The following is a 15,894-nucleotide window of genomic DNA, read 5'->3' as shown; positions in this document are numbered from 1 at the left end:
TATCAGTTCGGTAGATCCTTCAGTTCATCAAGCGTTGCGTCGGGATGTTTTTTCAGATATCCGGCAACTTCGGGTTTATGGAGGAGCAGGCAGTTGGTGCATGCCCAGATTTTTCCTCCTGATGAGCTGTCAACAAACTCGCCAAGGTCTCTGTCGTAACAGGGGTAGAAGGGACAGTAGCAGAAATCGCAGGCCTGGTTTTTGAAGTGACAGGGATAGTAGGGACAGTCTTTTTTCTGCCACTCAACCCAGTGATCGCCGCCGTAACGGGAGAAGATGAAGTAGGAGGGGGTCGTGCGCTGCACGCGTCCCTCATGGCGATCAAGAGAGGCGGTTACGCCCATGAGAACTGCGTCGTACACACGGCGGCCTGTGTCGGTGAAAGTTCCAGCATAGATATGTTTCGGCTCAATGTCTGAAACCGCGGCAACCACAACAGCGTCGGAGGTTGTTCCGGTGAAGTCACGACCGAGATTTCTGAGTGCATGGGCTTTTGCCTCGGTTGCGGTCATGATTGTTTCGAGGATGGCAGCGTCGGACATGCTCTCATCTGAGGTGACGATGATATTGATGGTATGGGGTTTTGCGGGATCAGGGTTCGGGTTGGAGACACCGGCGGTGACAAAGACGGTGATGTAGTCATATTGGAGAATGCAGAGGTTCTGCATCCATACGGCGGTCAGCAGGCCGAAGGCGTCGGTTCCGTATCCCTTCCGCGCAAGTAGTTCCCTGACAAATTTCTGCGGGTCGGCATGGTCAAAGTTTTTCGGAACGGTATGGTTGAAGATGGTGGAGATATCCTTCAATCCTCCGTTGATGCCGGTACTTGCTGCCCGGAACTCACCCCGGATATAGACGGTGTCTTTGTCGTAGTGGTAGCGCACGTGTTTTCTCCTCGTTAGCGTTACTACATATGTTTCCCGGAATTGTTATTTCTAATCTGGGGTTGTGCCCCGCCCGGTCTGCCACAGACGAACGGATACACAACCTCAGAAAAATATGCAATCCAGGTTACACTCGCCCCTTCGGGCTCAGGAACAGCGGCTGTTGACCACCGGAAGCGAGGGAGGGTTCCCTTTAGAGAGGAAGTGAAGCAGGCTGCAAAGTGACATGGGTGTGCGCGGAGTACGGGAAGTTCTGCATTAGATAGACGAACTCGTGAATAACGTAAATAGCATCAGAAGTAAAATAGATACTCATGTTTTGGCAACCGCTCTCGGTTGAGTCATGGATTGGTATGCGGAGAGGCTCTCTTTCTGATGTCAAGGACACCGTAAACACGATTATTGAGGACGTAAAGACAAACGGCGACGCTGCACTCTTTGCCCTCACGGAAAAGTTCGACCATCAGCGGCTTGATTCGCTCCGTATCCCGCAGGAGGATATCGACGCAGCCTATGACAGTGTTGCACCCGAACTGGTGCAGGCGCTGATCGAGGCAGAGGCCCGCATCACCCAGTTCCATGAACTGCAGAAGAGCAAAACACTGTGGCTTGAGGAGATGGAGCCGGGAATTACGCTCGGCGTGAAGACCACACCGCTTGACCGCATCGGCGCCTACATTCCCGGAGGCCGCGCAGCCTATCCGTCCACTGTCCTGATGACAACTGTTGCGGCGCGGGTTGCTGGAGTTCCGGAGATTGTCGTCTGTACCCCGCCGAAGGTCCATCCGCTGACGCTGGTGGCCCTTGATATTGCCGGTGTTCATGAGGCGTATCAGGTGGGCGGCGCCCAGGCAATTGCAGCAATGGCCCTCGGAACCGGGACCATCCGGCCGGTGCAAAAGATAGTCGGCCCCGGCAATGTCTTTGTCACTCAGGCGAAGATGATGCTTCGCGAGTACGCAGACATCGACTTCCCGGCAGGACCAAGCGAAATTGGTATCATCGCTGATTCCTCTGCAGAACCTGCCTTCGTTGCAGCTGATGTCTTAGCCCAGGCTGAGCATGATCCAAATGCTGCGTGTGTGCTGGTGACCGACAGCGCTGCACTTGCCGAAGCTGTCGGGGAAGAGATCACAGTGCAGATGGCAACCGCCCCGCGCCGCGAGATTATGGAAAAAGCACTCGCCCATTCCGGCTACGTGATTGCAGAGGACATGGAGGATGCAATCGCCCTGATAAACCGCATCGCTCCCGAACATCTCTCGATTCAGACCGTGGACCCGCTTGCAACGCTCTCCGGGATCCGCCATGCGGGTTCGATCTTCATCGGCCCTTACACCCCTGTTGCCTGCGGCGACTATGCATCGGGAACAAATCACGTACTTCCGACAGCAGGCTATGCAAAAAGCTACTCCGCCCTTGACGTCAACCACTTTATGAAGCGGTCGCAGGTACAGATTGTCACCCGTGACGGTCTTGAGACCATCGGCGATGTTACCGAAACCCTCGCAACCGCCGAAGGACTTGCGGCTCACGCGAACTCGGTCCGCGTCCGCAGAGAATAACTTCCTTCACTCCCTGTTTTTTTGGCACTGGGCCGTCATCACCTGCATCAGCGCAACCATCTCCCGTACTTCACCCTCGCACCGCTCCTCAATTGCCGCATACTCCTTTTCGTCCGCCATGTCCCAGACCCGTTTCCCGGTCGGTTTCTGATCGCGTTCTCCGAGAAATCCGTTGGCAAGTTCGTTGTGCGTACACGGATGCAGAACCGGTCGCGGAATCTGCAAAAATCCGATGCCGGCGGTTGCCAGATCAACTACCCGCAGTTTGCAGATCGTCTCATAGATAACGTCAGGCGGGGCAACCGCATATTCCCGGCATTTTACCGCAAGGAACGGCAAATCAAAAGTGGAAATGCCGATTCCAAAGACAAGAGGATCGCAGTGGATACGTTTCTTTGCGGAGATGTGCCCCCAGACATCCGAAAAGACCGCAAACAGATGTTTTACCACCTCTTCTTCCGATCCGTCCCGCCATATCCAGTGATGGGTAAAGTTCTCGATAACCACATCTTCAAGAGGCCGGGCACGGTAGATTACCCCGCCGAGCAGAGTATGTCCCTCACGATATGGATTGACCGCAAGTGAAGCCCCGTTTTTCCGTCGTCTGTCACAGGGAGGCACAAATGCTTCGAGATCAAACACGATGACTTCGGTCAGCTCAGGCCGGAAGACAACCATATCAGAAGCCTGCCGCCGTCAGTCCGATAAGGCCTACAACACCGCTCCAGATTGTGTGAACCGCAATCGCCGTGAGCAGCAGCCCCACAATTTTGGACAGAATCACAATCACCGTTTCGCCAAGGAGGGCTGTGATCCGTGAAGAGAACGCCAGAATCATCCAGATAACAAGGAGGGACAGCACAATTGCCGCTGCGGTTACCAAAATTCCGTACTGCGAACCGATGATCATCACCGTTGTGATCGTTCCGGGGCCGCACATGATCGGCGTTCCGATGATGACACCTGCCATGGATTTCCGTACGGTTCCGGGGAGAAGTTCTGCACCGTCCCGTGCCTGTTCCGCCCGCGCTTCGTGCGCAGCTTTCCCGCCGATCTCAAGTCCCAGTACGATCTGCAGACCCAGGATGAAGAGGATAATACCACCTGCAATCTTGAAACTATCCAGTTCAATATTGAGAATGGAGAAAATTACGTCGTTAAACACCAGAAACACCAGCATCAGTGCCCCGGCTACTGCTGTTGCGATACCTGCCTGTTTCAGCACCTCTTTTCCGGAAAGTCCGCGCGTCAGATCAATGAACATGGACGTGGAGAGAAGCGGGTCCAGAATGATAAACAGCGTAATTGCCGCTGAAACAATGGAAGTGAGTATCTCCAGCATGAATATAATTAGAGAATGTGCGTTTCTTTCATATATACATGGGGACCGTACAGACATCCCGCCGGATTGATTATGGAAAAATGCCAATCTAATAAGATAAACCGATGTATGCCGTGATCAAAAACCAGCGCCATCAGAAGATGATTCTCTTAATTGCAGCGTTTGCCATCTTCATGGACGGTCTGGACGGCTCAATTGTCAACGTTGCACTGCCGGTGATTGCCGGAGATTTCGGGGTTGACATCTCCGGTAGTTCCTGGGTGGTGATGGCATATCTTCTGATTATGGCAGGGTTCATTCTGGCGTTTGGAAAGATCGCCGATCAGGGACGCATCCGGCAGGTATTCTCCGTCGGATTCGCAGTGTTTGCGCTGGGATCGTTTCTCTGCGTGGTGTCGCCGACCTTATCGTACATGATAGCCGCACGGGCGCTCCAGGGACTTGGAGCATCGATGATTGCCGCAGCCGCCCCGCTGCTTGTTACCCGGTTTCTGCCGGAAGGAATGCGCGGGCTCGGTATGGGCGTGATTGCCACAACAGGCGGTGTCGCATTGACGTTCGGCCCCCCGATCGGCGGTCTGATTACGGCATATCTTGGATGGCACTGGATATTTCTGATCAACGTCCCGATTGGAATTGCCGCAATTATTCTCGGACGATCCGCAATTCCAGTACCGGCATCTCCGGTGAAACTGGAGAGGTTTGACTTCTTCGGAACATTTGTGCTGTTTTTTGCAATTGCAGGGTTTATCATGATGCTTGAGCGCGGCCCTGAGTTCGGCTGGACAAGCCCCGAGATTCAGTTCTTTGCGGGTATGTTTGCGGTGTGTGCAGTGATATTCTGCCTGCACTCACTGAGAAGCAGGAACCCTCTGTTAAACATCAGAATATTCCGGTACTGGAAGTTTTCTGCGGTAACGGTGTCGTATCTTTTGACCTGCATGGTGTTTGCGGGCGTGATGTATATGGTGCCGTTTTATATGCACACGGCACTTGGTCTTGATGCGGCAGTATCCGGTCTTCTGCTGATGATCTCCTCCGTTATTACCGCACTCACCGGTATTCCGGTAGGTGCCTGGTGTGATCGGATCGGCTGCCGTACTCCCTGTATGCTTGCGGCGGTCTGCCGGATAGCGTTTTGTGCGGCCCTTTTGTTGATTGTTCCATCGTTTGGCATCATCGCACTGATTCCGGCTCTTGTCTGTATGGGTCTTGCATTCGGTATATCCGGAGGTCCTGCAACAACCCGTATTGTGCAGCATGCACCGGAAGGAGAAGCCGGTACCGGAACGTCGGTGATGATAACTTCAGACTTTCTCGGAGGAGTTCTCGGGGTTGCCGCATATGCGGTGGTGTTCTCCCTTGCAGTCCCGGCCTCGATTGGTGTTGCGGTGAGCGATCTTTCTGTATCTCTGTTCGTGGAAGGATTTCACGCAACCGCGGCTCTTGGTCTTCTCTGCGGAATTGTAACACTGATTTTGTCGGCAGCTGTTCCCAATCTGGTTACGAAGCGCGAAGATCTGGTGGTGAGTGGATAAGGATGTTTTTCAGAAAAAAAACATCCGAAGCCGCATCTTTAATACCGTCCGCAGCGATACTGACAAATAATGACTGCCGCAGATATCTCAAGAATACGGGTCGCAGGATTTCGCTCGATCGAAGATGCTGAATTTCCGCTTGACCGCATTAATCTCCTGATAGGATCGAACGGGTCGGGGAAGAGTAATATTCTCGGGATATTTGAGCTGCTGCATGCAATCACGACGGGAAAGCTGCAAACCTATATCGCCGAGAGCGGCGGACCCGAGGTATTGTTCCGGTACGGGACCAGGCAGACAAATAAAATCATCCTGCGGGCGGAGTTCGGAGACAGTTTCTATGAAATACACCTTCATTCCGAGTCCGGCAGCGGATGCCGCATCGCGTCCGAACAACTGACTCTCATAACAGGGGACAAGACGCTGAAACTGGTGTCGTCCGATACGATTGAAACGGGAATATTCGCCGGAGTGCAGATGGATGCGTCATGGGAAAGTTTCCGGCTGCATCTGCAGAGCTGGACAACCTATCGATTCCAGAGCCGGTGTACGGGAACAGAAGATGAGCGGCGACTGACGGAGTTTTTGTTCCGGCTCAAACAGACGGCACCTGAGTACTTCGAAAAGATCACCGACACCATCCGGCTGATATTCCCCCAGTTCGGGGATTTTCTGTTCCGTGAGGAGAACGAAAACCGGACACTGCTCTGGACAGATACCCAGGGCGGCGGCCATGCATTCGGACTGCAGGTACTGTCCGGCGGCACGGCGCGTTTCATCAACCTCGCAGTTCTTCTCCTGCAGCCGACTCCGCCGCGGCTGATTCTGATTGATGAACCGGAACTGGGACTGCATCCGTTTGCGATTGCGGTGCTTGCAGATCTGATGAAGTTGGCAAGCCGGAGCACACAGCTGATAGTGTCCACCCAGTCGGTGCAGTTCCTGAATGCGTTCGGTCCGGCGGAAGAGAGTACCGGGTCCCGGATTCTAATTGTTGACATGAGCCATGGTACAACAACAATTACTGTGCCGACGCCCGAGACTCTTGCGGACTGGATTGAGGAGTACAGCATCGGAGAACTCTGGCAGATGAATGTTCTGGGAGGAAATCCGTGACGCTTCTTCTGAAGATTCACGTGGAAGGATACACGGAGGCTGCATTTGTATCACGGCTGCTGCGGCCGCATCTTGAGGAGTGTAACTGCAGTGTCGCGGTTATTATCAACAAGACAAGCAACAGCCGCGGCATTGCACATCGTGGAGGTTTAAGCCATTATGAACAGTTCCGGGTGAATACGCGCCGCCTGCTGAAGAACAGAAATGCTGTGGTGACAACGATGATAGACTACTACGGACTTCCGGCAGATTTTCCCGGAATGGCGGATGTAAATAAATTTCCCACCGCACTGGAACGGGTTGCCTATCTGGAACAACAACTGGATGCGGATATCAGCGGGGATACTATTGCAGAGGATAATTTTATTCCCTATATTCAGCTGCATGAGTTCGAAGCACTGCTCTTTTCAGATGTATCCGTTGTGGACCGCGTACTGTCCGTAGGCCGTGAATCAAAGTATGCGGAACTTATTGAAATCAGAAGTAGGTATACGCCTGAAGAGATCAATACGAGTCCGGAGACAGCACCGTCAAAACGGCTGAAAAAACTGTATCCGCGGTATTCAAAGACTGTGGAAGGGATGGCAGTTGCTGAGCGGATCGGACTTCCTGCCATCAGAAATTGCTGTCCGCATTTCGATGCATGGCTTACAGAACTGGAACGGGTGGCGGAGGCAAGATACGGGGAGGAGTAATCAGGTTTCAGCCTGATCTTTCAAAAAAAGATTCAGACAGAGAGCCGGATATCGGTCCGAATCTGTGCAACTGCGGTTCCTGCCACAAACACGCGGACGACACCGCCGCTCTCGGAGACGGTAATCCCGATTGCAGGCGCAACCTTGGTAATTGCAGCTGTTGCCAGATGGCGTCCTCCAAGACCGCTTTGGAGCTGAACATCCCGGCCGTCTGCGTCCAGGTATCTGCCGGATGCACCGATAATGCCGTCTTTGTCGATCAGGAACACGCCGTCAAGCTGGGCGAACTCTTTGACGCTTTCCCAGTTTTCCTTTACCCGCACATCGCGTACCGACTCGGGGTGGCCCTCATACGGATTTAAGACACCCTGATGCGACCAGCGTTTCAGTTCCTCAATTTCACCGATGATAAATGCTGTGCCGATTGCACGCCCTTCGCGCCCTTCACGGGCGATTTCAAGCGCAAGCGACAACACCGAATGCAGTGCGTCAAGATCGGCGATGTCGCCGTACTGCTCAATATTGAACTGATCGTTTGCGTCCTCGATATCATAGATCAGCAGAGCATAGGGAAACACTGCAACAACTGTTCCGCTCTGCATTTTCGTCAGAATTTTGTACTGGACAACGGCATCGATGATGTGGTTGGAACAGTAGTCCACCAGTGCCACCATTGTGTGGTCGCGGAGAATCTCGGGCTGAATGTCGCGGACCCAGACCACCGGAGTTTCCAGATGAATTTCGTTGTCCTTGTTCAGAAAGGAAATAATCGCAAGAGCATCCACTGTCCGTGCAAGTTCATCTGCGGCGCGAAGCAGTGTGCGATTTTTTTCCTTCATAGGACCTCCTTTACCAGCAGCGGAATCTCTGACGGGCGGGTTGCGACCGGAATGCCGAGATTTCTCAGTCGTTCAATCTTGGATGCGGCATCGCTCTCGCCGCCTTCGACGATCGCACCGGCATGGCCCATGCGTTTTTCTTTGGGGGCAGAGATTCCGGCAATGTAGGCAATAACCGGCATGCCGAGCGATAGTGCACGTTTTGCACCGCGGATTTCCAGATTTCCGCCGACTTCACCGATCAGAACGGTGGCACGGGTTCTGCCGTCTGCAACGAACACGTCCATCACATCGGAAAATGTCTGGCCGATGATCGGATCACCGCCGATGCCGATGATGCCTGACTGGCCGAGTCCTGCAAGCGACAGCTCCGAGATGACCTCATACGTCAACGTACCGCTGCGTGAAACTACTCCAATATCGCCTTTGCGGCATAAATTTGTTGGGATGATACCAAGTTTGCACTCATCCGGAATTAAGAATCCCGGACAGTTCGGGCCGATAACCTTGGTTCCGCAGGTTTTGGCATAGGCAATAGCCTGCATCACATCATGCACGGGAATGTGCTCGGTGATGACAACGGCTGTCGGGATTCGGGCATCTGCTGCCTCCATAATGGCGTCGCCGCAGCCGCCGGCCGGGACAAAGATGACGGATGCACCGATGTCGTGGTGATCCATTGCATCCCAGACGGTGTTGTACACCGGGACGCCGTGTACCTGCTGACCGCCTTTGCCGGGAGTCATACCGGCAACAACGCCGCGACCACCGATCTCTTTTGCGTACCGGTTCATCAGATTGATGTGGAATGCTCCCTGGGAACCGGTTGCCCCCTGCACCAGAATTTCCGTGTCCTTGTCTGCGTAGATCATTTGTTTGCCACCTCCACTGCGGCACGGATGGCTTTGTCCATTGTATCAAGCATGGAGTAACCTTTCTCTTCGAGAAGTCTGCGGCCCTCAGCCTCGTTTGTTCCGGCAAGCCGGACGATCACCGGCTGGGGGACACCGGCATTAATGATGCCGTGGGCAACCTCATCGCAGCGGGTGATACCCCCGAGAAGATTGACCACAATCACCTTCACGCCGGGCATGGAGGCGACAAGACGCACTGCACGCGCCACCCGTTCAAATCCGGCACCGCCGCCGACATCAAGGAAATTTGCAGCACGACCGTTGTAATGGGCGATGATGTCAAGTGTTGCCATGGTCAGACCTGCACCGTTGCCGATGACACCGATGTTGCCGTCCAGCTCCACGTAAGAGAATCCGTGCTTTTCCGCTTCCGCTTCACGGGGAGTTAAGTCGCGATTCTCGGAGATTCCCTGACGAACAAGTGCGTTGTCGTCGAGCACAATTTTGCCGTCCGCGGCAATAACACCTTTCGGGGTCATCACAAGAGGATTGATTTCGGCAAGGATCGCGTCGGTCTTGCAGTAGACATGATAGAGAGCATTGATGACCGGGCCGATGGATTTCGGGGCGGAACCCAAGACATTGCGCAGAATGAAGTCGGGGACGTCCCGGAAGCAGGGATCGATAAAAGCGCGGCGGAGAGCTCCGGGTTTTTCCTTTGCAAGCGTTTCAATCTCTACACCGCCTTCCTCGGAGAAGAGGATAACCGGCATCTTGGCAGAGCGGTCGATGGTAATGCTGAGATAATACTCGTGCTGGATATCAAGCGCTTCTTCAACCAGTACCTGCTCTACCGGAAGTCCCTTGATGGTCTTTCCGAACAGTTCTTTTGCAATGTCTGCAATATTTTCGTCGGTTGCAGGAAGAATACCGCCCGCTTTTCCGCGGCCGCCAACGTCCACCTGTGCTTTGAGGACGACACGGTCTGCAACCCGTGCCTGGGCCGCGGGTGCTTCACCGGCACGGCTGATGAGTTCACTGTTTGGAACCGGGATGCCTGCTTCCCGGAAGATCTGTTTTGCTTCGTGTTCACGGAATTTCATGGTCTCTGCTCTCGTACCAGCTCCATGCCGATGGCAAGAGCTTTTTTATTGTTTTCTTCGGTGCCTTTGGGAACGCTGTCGAGAACTGCGTGCTCAAGTGCTTCATAGCTGATGATGCCGGTTGCTTCGAGAAGGCCGCCGAGCATGATGACGTTGGCAAAGACCGGTTTTCCCAGCCGGGCTTTTGCTTCGGCGGTCGCGGCAACTTCGTAGCAGGTACAGTCCGGGCGGCTGGTGACATATCCCGGGTCAACCAGCATGATTGCATCAGTAGATGCATTTGCACCGTATTTTTTGTATGCTTCCTCGGACATGATCGCATAGATGTGCGGATCGGTGACCTTCGGGTAGTGGATCGGTTCGTCGGAGATGATAACGGCGGATGCACTTGCACCGCCGCGTGCCTCCGGGCCGTAGCTCTGGGTCTGGACGACATGTTTTCCACCGTAAAGTGCTGCAGCGCGACCGAGAATGACAGCGGCGGTGATGATTCCCTGGCCGCCAAGTCCGGAGAAGCGGACTTCCTGTCTCATGATCTGCCTCCAAGAACCGGGTTGCTGCGCCGGACAAGTTCACCGACGATGAATTTTCCGGGAGCGAGCGGGATGCCGGCTGCGGCGTCGCGTTCGGCTTTTCCTTTGAGGACAGCGTTTGTACGGAACATGTCGATCATCTGGGAGACCTGTTTCATTTTGTTTTTGCTGCCGAATGATGTCGGGCACTGGGCCATGACCTCTATGAAGGAGAGACCCGGTGTTTCAATTCCAATGCGGATTGCTTCGGTGAGTTCCTTGACATGGAAAGAAGTCCAGCGTGCGACATAGTTCGCTCCTGCGGCTTCTGCCACGGCACAGAGATCAAACGGCATTTCATGCATGCCGTAAGGAGTTGTGGTGGTTATTGCGCCGTAAGGGGTGCAGGGACTTCCCTGTCCGCCGGTCATGCCGTAGATGTTGTTGTTCATGCAGATGACGGTGAGGTCAATATTTCGCCGGCATGCATGAATAAAATGGTTGCCGCCGATCGCGGAGAGGTCGCCGTCACCGGTGAAGACGATGACGTTGTTCTCCGGTTTTACGAGTTTGACGCCGGTTGCGAACGGCAGTGCCCGACCATGGGTGGTGTGTAGGGAATCGCTTGAGGTGTAGCCGGATGCACGCGATGAACAGCCGATGCCGGAGACGAAGGTTGTTCTGTCCTGATCCAGACCGAGTTCGTTTACAGCCCGGAGTGTGCAGTTGAGGATGGTTCCGTTTCCACAGCCGGCACAGTAGATGTGGGGCAGCCGGTCCTGACGGTACCAGTCTTCGAGGGTCACAGGACTACCTCCGTGAAGGTTTTGGTCGCAGTCGCTGCAACGTCTGCGGCGTGTCTGAGCTCGTCAACGGTGTGGAGTGCGCCGCCAAGTTTGGGGGCGGTGACAACCGGAACGTTGGTGTGCATGCGGACCTCACGGGCTATCTGGCCGAGGTTCATCTCGGGAACAACGAAGGCTTTGGCATTCGGGAACCCGGCGAGTTTTGCATCCGGGAAGGGCCAGACAATTCTGAGGTTGAGGTGACCGTACATTCCCGGATAGTCGGCAAGAAGCTGCTGGACGGCTCTGGTCGGCGCTCCGTAACTGACGAAGACGATTTCTGCGTCAGGGTTTACGATGTCAACATCTGCGATCTCGTTTCGGAAGTTTTCGATCTTTCCGACCTGTCGCCGGACAAGGTTTTCGTGCAGGTCTGCGGAGTCGGTTGCCGGATATCCCCGCTCGTCATGGGTAAGTCCGGTGATGTGGACGCCGTGTCCGTTGCCGAAGGTGCCGAAGCCCGGCACGCCGCGTTCGTCCGGGTGGCAGGGGAGTTCTCCTGCGGTGAGCTCGCGGCGCGGAGTGATCTCAACGTTGTCCCGCAGAACAACCTTTTCGCGCATGTGGCCGATGGTTTCATCCGCCATCAGGAAGACCGGGGTGCGGAACCGGTCGGCAAGGTTGAAGGCTTTGACGGTCAGATCAAACATCTCCTGTACTGATGAGGGAGACAGGGCAATGATGCTGTAATCGCCGTGCGAGCCGAACCGTGCCTGCATCATGTCGCCCTGAGCTGCCATGGTGGGCTGGCCGGTGGACGGACCGCCCCGCTGGACGTTGACCACAACGCAGGGGGTTTCGGTCATGGCGGCATAGCCGATGTTTTCCATCATGAGGGAGAATCCGGGGCCTGAGGTTGCGGTCATGGTGCGTGCCCCTGCCCATGCACCGCCGATGATTGCGGCCATGCTGGCGAGTTCGTCCTCCATCTGGATGAAGGTTCCGCCGACTTTGGGAAGGCGGGCGGCCATGCGTTCGGCAACTTCGGTGGAAGGAGTGATCGGGTATCCGGCAAAGAACCGGCATCCGGCAGCAATTGCACCCTCGGCACAGGCGGTGTTTCCGTTGAGGAACTCGGTTTTATCGGTCAATATTCAATCACCACTTTGTGTGCTTCGTAGGGTTTTTCCTCTGTCCAGAGAATGGCCTGATCCGGACAGGTCATCTGACACATCCCGCAGAGCTGGCGACCGTACATGATTTGCAGGCGGCAGTTGGTGCAGCGCTCGGGATGGTCAAGGACAGGTATTACATAACCGCGGGGACCCGGCTGTTTTCCTTCCTGAAATATCCGGTAGGGACATACCTGGGTACAAAGGTTGCAGCCTTTGCAGCGGTGTTCATCGATGACGAGCTTCATTAGATACTGCTTATATTATGCATCCGGAAAAGGGTAAAAGTTCTCGTATGAGTACCTGCGGAATTGGTGTCTGCGATAGTGTGACACAGTGTGTCGCGCGGCGTGGTTTTGCAGATGATGCAACTCAAAAAAAGAAAATCAGAGCTGTGCTCTGATGAAATCATCGGCCTTTGCGATCGCATCCGCAATCTTTGCGGCATCTACACCTGCACCCTGCGCGAGGTTTTCTTTACCTCCGCCTTTGCCGCCGAGTTCGGCGCAGACCGCCGAAACAAGCTGTCCGGCATGGATTTTTTCAGTGACACCGGACGCTGCAACAACACCGATGCCGTCAGCGGTGGTAATCAGAACCGCAACACCGCCGCGGCCTGCAACTGCTCCGGCAACGGTGACAAGTTCTTTGCGCGAAACATCCACCTGTTTGATGACGACTTCTACGCCGTTTACCACAATTCCCTCCAGACGGGAGAGTTCCAGTTCTGCAATCTTTGCCCGCAGGCGTTCGATCTCTTTGCGCTGGTCTTTCCATTCGGTGAAGAACCGCTCAACGGATGCGGGCAGGTTTTCAGTCTGCACGGACAGGGTATCGGCAGAGGTGTTCAGGAGTGTCTGAATGTGCTGCATTGCATCAAGTGCGGCAAATCCTGCGGCAAACTCGACACGCTCCACACCGTCCTGAATATGTTCCAGACGCAGAAGTTTGATGGGACCGATCTCGCCGGTGCTCTGACAGTGTGTTCCTGCACAGGCCTGTACTTCAGCACCCATCTGCACAATGCGCAGTTCTTTTCCCGGGGGTACGCCGCCCTGATACAGAGCGAAGCCGAACTTTTGTTCTGCTTTTGTGCGGCTTTCCGTCTTGATCATGACCGGCAGGTTCTCCATCACCAGGCGGTTTGCCACGATTTCGATCTGTTTGAACTGTTCCGGCGTGATGTGGGTATAATGCCGGATGTCAAGCCGGGCGGTATCGGTGGAGAGCTGGGATCCTGCCTGGTGGATATGGGGGCCGAGAACCTCTTTTGCCGCACGGAGAATGACGTGGGTTCCGGAGTGATGGCGCATGAGTGCCCAGCGGCGCTCCTCGTCAACAACACCTTTTACCCGGTCGCCGCGTTTGAGTCCGGGACTGCGGACTTTGTGAAGAATCACATCGCCTGATTTTACCACCTCATCAACGCGGATCATCGCATCAATTGTGACAAATGTTCCGGTATCGGACGGCTGACCTCCGCCTTCAGGATAGAACAGGGTGTGATCCAGAATGACGTAGTCGTCAAAGACGTCCACAATGGTTGCCTCAAATTCCATGTCGGTCGGCCGTTCGTAATAGCTCCGGCGGGTTGCAGGAAGGCCGGCAATACGCTCCGCATATCTGGCGAGCGGGGATTCGGGTTTAACTCCCTCGTTTTCCGAGTGCATGTCGGCTATCTGGGAGTCGAAGTCGTCCGGAATCTCGAACTGTGCGCCGGTCTCGGTCAGAATCCGGCCCATCAGATCAACAGGAATGCCGTGGGAGTCGTAGAGTGTGATAAGTTCTTCAAGTGGTACCGGCTGGTTCTTTTTGACATAGGTCTGGCCGACACGCTGCACGGTGCGGGTTCCGCGCTCAATGGTTGCGTCGTATTTTTCGACCTCGCGGCTGATGATTTCACGGACGATTGAGGGTTCCTGTTCGAACTGGGAGAGACCAATCTTTTCCATCTGGGCCACAACAAGGTCACCGAGATCTTCGTCAACGCCTGCTTCCTGCATCATTCTGATGCTGCGGCGCAGAACCAGACGTGCAAGATATCCTTCGCGGACGTTGGAGGGGACGATTAAGTCGCCGAGCATGTAGGCAAGGCAGCGGGTGTGGTCGCAGAGTGCGTAGATGTTCTCCATCGGGACAATCATTTCTTCCAGTTTTGCGAGGGAGACTCCGGTTGCGTCAGCTACTTTCTGCCGGAGGTCGTGCAGTTTTTCGCCGCGGATGTCCATGAGTCCGGCGAACTTTGCGTTCATACCGAGAATGTGCGCAAATTCCGGATTGTCGAGGCGGTCTTCCATGCCTGCGGCATTCAGAAGACGGGGAATCATTTCAGGGAAGACTGCGTCATATGCGGTCGGTGTTCCCTGTGATGCCCAGGCAAACCGTTCAAGACCGTATCCGGTATCCACAATCTGAAGCGGCATCTCATAGTAGTCTTTGCCGTCGATCATGACCTGCGGTTTGCCGGAGTTCTTTCGCGAGAGGTTCATGAAGACGAGCGTTGCAACCTCAAGTCCGCCCATCAGAACTTCGACGCTTGCACCGGCATTTCCACCGCCGAACCACGGGTTTTCCTTGAACGTGAGGTTGGCAAGGTCACCGCCGATGGATTCCACAAAGCCGCTGCACAGCTCAACACAGTGGTCCTTCCAGTACACCGGATGGTCGTCGGTGTTAAAGGCATGATGCGCCATCATCTCAAAACAGGTGAAGTGGCGGCCGGACCGTCCGACATTATCGAGGTCGTTGAGCCGGATGCACGGCTGGGAGATGGTTAAGGGATTTGCCGGAGGAGGACAGACACCACTTGTGACGTACGGCTGGAAGTCGGCAATGGATGCGATGGTTAGGTAAATGTCATCACGCCATCGTGCGGCTACCGGATACCGGCTGATACGGGTGTGACCGTTTCTCTCGAAGTAGGAGAGATAGGCTTCCCGCATTTCTTCTACACTGTGTCTGGCAAACATGGGGTTGCCGATGAACTGGTATGGTTCACAGGGGGCATCACCACAGACTTCACGTTCCGGGTCCCGGGTCCAGAACGGCATTCCGCATTTTTTACAGATTTTGCGGACAAATCCTTCCCGCTTGAAATATTCAAGCTGATATTCATTCTCAAGCATGAAGAACCACTAACTGAGGTTGATAACCACTATAGGTTAGAGTGGAGGTAAGATAATTATTCCCTTCGGGTGGGTTTTAGATTTTTCTTCCCGGGCAGTCGATGATTCGCACAGCAGAGTCATGCCTGCCTCCTCACGGGAATCCACGGGGGGTTCAGTTATGGACTGACTGATGAGATGAAGGATTTCTGTAGTCCGGGAGTCTCCGGTTCGTGGCAGGATGCGGGTAAACCGAACGCGAATCCTCACGAATCCCGGCAGCTCCGCTGCATCCACGAAAAGCAAATGCGATTCGCGGAGCGAGCGTTAGCGAGCGCGATTCGCGTTTCTTTTTCTGTGTTCTGCCCACATTGAAGATACACCA

Annotated in this window: 15 protein-coding genes; 4 read left to right on the top strand and 11 right to left on the bottom strand. The window is 54.6% G+C overall.

The features are described 5' to 3' along the window. Positions 1-2: 2 nt before the first annotated feature. A complete protein-coding gene (locus tag O0S10_RS08690; RefSeq protein ID WP_268925486.1) occupies positions 3-884 on the bottom strand; it encodes an adenosylcobinamide amidohydrolase in 882 nt (293 codons plus the stop codon). A gap of 314 nt (positions 885-1,198) precedes the next feature. On the opposite strand from O0S10_RS08690, the gene hisD reads away from it, so the two are divergent. After that, on the top strand, positions 1,199-2,449 hold the full coding sequence (gene hisD, locus O0S10_RS08685) for a histidinol dehydrogenase (protein ID WP_268925485.1): 1,251 nt from the start codon (positions 1,199-1,201) through the stop codon (positions 2,447-2,449). A 6-nt stretch (positions 2,450-2,455) separates the two neighbouring features. On the opposite strand, the gene O0S10_RS08680 is transcribed toward hisD, so the two are convergent. Together O0S10_RS08680 and O0S10_RS08675 are read right to left on the bottom strand one after the other, a co-directional pair. Further along, complete coding sequence (locus O0S10_RS08680; protein ID WP_268925484.1) at positions 2,456-3,127, bottom strand: hypothetical protein; 672 nt, start codon at positions 3,125-3,127, stop codon at positions 2,456-2,458. Between the two features lies 1 nt (position 3,128). Beyond that, positions 3,129-3,791 carry a MarC family protein gene (locus O0S10_RS08675; RefSeq protein WP_268925483.1) on the bottom strand — a complete coding sequence of 221 codons (663 nt, stop codon included), beginning with the start codon at positions 3,789-3,791 and terminating at the stop codon, positions 3,129-3,131. 140 nt (positions 3,792-3,931) lie between these two features. Between O0S10_RS08675 and O0S10_RS08670 the strand changes: the two genes are divergently transcribed. From O0S10_RS08670 to O0S10_RS08660, 3 genes are all read left to right on the top strand, one after another. Further along, the gene (locus tag O0S10_RS08670) at positions 3,932-5,329 is read left to right on the top strand and encodes an MFS transporter (RefSeq protein ID WP_268925482.1); all 1,398 of its coding nucleotides are present in this window, start codon (positions 3,932-3,934) and stop codon (positions 5,327-5,329) included. 69 nt (positions 5,330-5,398) lie between these two features. Next, entirely contained in the window at positions 5,399-6,445 is a 1,047-nt protein-coding gene (locus O0S10_RS08665) for an AAA family ATPase (protein WP_268925481.1), read from the top strand. Beyond that, on the top strand, positions 6,442-7,140 hold the full coding sequence (locus O0S10_RS08660) for a DUF4276 family protein (protein WP_268925480.1): 699 nt from the start codon (positions 6,442-6,444) through the stop codon (positions 7,138-7,140). The genes O0S10_RS08665 and O0S10_RS08660 overlap by 4 nt, the downstream gene beginning before the upstream one ends. Before the next feature lie 32 nt (positions 7,141-7,172). Here the strand turns inward: O0S10_RS08660 and O0S10_RS08655 are convergent, their stop codons facing one another. The 8 genes from O0S10_RS08655 to alaS form a co-directional block, all read right to left on the bottom strand. Continuing rightward, positions 7,173-7,979 carry a DNA integrity scanning protein DisA nucleotide-binding domain protein gene (locus tag O0S10_RS08655; protein ID WP_268925479.1) on the bottom strand — a complete coding sequence of 269 codons (807 nt, stop codon included), beginning with the start codon at positions 7,977-7,979 and terminating at the stop codon, positions 7,173-7,175. After that, the gene (sucD, locus tag O0S10_RS08650; RefSeq protein WP_268925478.1) at positions 7,976-8,851 is read right to left on the bottom strand and encodes a succinate--CoA ligase subunit alpha; all 876 of its coding nucleotides are present in this window, start codon (positions 8,849-8,851) and stop codon (positions 7,976-7,978) included. The genes O0S10_RS08655 and sucD overlap by 4 nt, the downstream gene beginning before the upstream one ends. After that, positions 8,848-9,936: an ADP-forming succinate--CoA ligase subunit beta gene (sucC, locus tag O0S10_RS08645; protein ID WP_268925477.1), complete on the bottom strand. Its 1,089-nt coding sequence runs from the start codon at positions 9,934-9,936 to the stop codon at positions 8,848-8,850. Before sucC ends, sucD begins: the two co-directional genes overlap by 4 nt. Further along, positions 9,933-10,469 (bottom strand): 2-oxoacid:acceptor oxidoreductase family protein, encoded by a 537-nt coding sequence (locus O0S10_RS08640; protein WP_268925476.1) that lies wholly within the window; start codon positions 10,467-10,469, stop codon positions 9,933-9,935. Before O0S10_RS08640 ends, sucC begins: the two co-directional genes overlap by 4 nt. After that, the gene (locus O0S10_RS08635; RefSeq protein WP_268925475.1) at positions 10,466-11,254 is read right to left on the bottom strand and encodes a thiamine pyrophosphate-dependent enzyme; all 789 of its coding nucleotides are present in this window, start codon (positions 11,252-11,254) and stop codon (positions 10,466-10,468) included. The genes O0S10_RS08640 and O0S10_RS08635 overlap by 4 nt, the downstream gene beginning before the upstream one ends. Continuing rightward, entirely contained in the window at positions 11,251-12,384 is a 1,134-nt protein-coding gene (locus tag O0S10_RS08630) for a 2-oxoacid:acceptor oxidoreductase subunit alpha (RefSeq protein WP_268925474.1), read from the bottom strand. Before O0S10_RS08630 ends, O0S10_RS08635 begins: the two co-directional genes overlap by 4 nt. Continuing rightward, positions 12,381-12,653 (bottom strand): 4Fe-4S dicluster domain-containing protein, encoded by a 273-nt coding sequence (locus O0S10_RS08625; protein ID WP_268925473.1) that lies wholly within the window; start codon positions 12,651-12,653, stop codon positions 12,381-12,383. The genes O0S10_RS08630 and O0S10_RS08625 overlap by 4 nt, the downstream gene beginning before the upstream one ends. 138 nt (positions 12,654-12,791) lie before the next feature. After that, positions 12,792-15,530, bottom strand: coding sequence for an alanine--tRNA ligase (gene alaS, locus O0S10_RS08620; RefSeq protein WP_268925472.1), 2,739 nt, complete (start codon positions 15,528-15,530; stop codon positions 12,792-12,794). Between the last annotated feature and the right edge of the window lie 364 nt (positions 15,531-15,894).

The organism is Methanocorpusculum petauri, from assembly GCF_026891975.1.
Taxonomy (GTDB): domain Archaea; phylum Halobacteriota; class Methanomicrobia; order Methanomicrobiales; family Methanocorpusculaceae; genus Methanocorpusculum; species Methanocorpusculum petauri.
Note: the sequence above shows the minus strand (reverse complement) of the source record. Positions and strands in the feature narration are given on the sequence as shown.

Excerpts from the sequence above, each read along its gene's own strand:
- O0S10_RS08665 (WP_268925481.1), top strand. The coding sequence starts at position 5,399 with ATGACTGCCGCAGATATCTCAAGAATACGGGTCGCAGGATTTCGCTCG.
- sucD (WP_268925478.1), bottom strand. The coding sequence starts at position 8,851 with ATGATCTACGCAGACAAGGACACGGAAATTCTGGTGCAGGGGGCAACC.
- O0S10_RS08680 (WP_268925484.1), bottom strand. The coding sequence starts at position 3,127 with ATGGTTGTCTTCCGGCCTGAGCTGACCGAAGTCATCGTGTTTGATCTC.
- sucC (WP_268925477.1), bottom strand. The coding sequence starts at position 9,936 with ATGAAATTCCGTGAACACGAAGCAAAACAGATCTTCCGGGAAGCAGGC.
- alaS (WP_268925472.1), bottom strand. The coding sequence starts at position 15,530 with ATGCTTGAGAATGAATATCAGCTTGAATATTTCAAGCGGGAAGGATTT.
- O0S10_RS08640 (WP_268925476.1), bottom strand. The coding sequence starts at position 10,469 with ATGAGACAGGAAGTCCGCTTCTCCGGACTTGGCGGCCAGGGAATCATC.
- hisD (WP_268925485.1), top strand. The coding sequence starts at position 1,199 with ATGTTTTGGCAACCGCTCTCGGTTGAGTCATGGATTGGTATGCGGAGA.
- O0S10_RS08675 (WP_268925483.1), bottom strand. The coding sequence starts at position 3,791 with ATGCTGGAGATACTCACTTCCATTGTTTCAGCGGCAATTACGCTGTTT.
- O0S10_RS08670 (WP_268925482.1), top strand. The coding sequence starts at position 3,932 with ATGATTCTCTTAATTGCAGCGTTTGCCATCTTCATGGACGGTCTGGAC.
- O0S10_RS08655 (WP_268925479.1), bottom strand. The coding sequence starts at position 7,979 with ATGAAGGAAAAAAATCGCACACTGCTTCGCGCCGCAGATGAACTTGCA.
- O0S10_RS08625 (WP_268925473.1), bottom strand. The coding sequence starts at position 12,653 with ATGAAGCTCGTCATCGATGAACACCGCTGCAAAGGCTGCAACCTTTGT.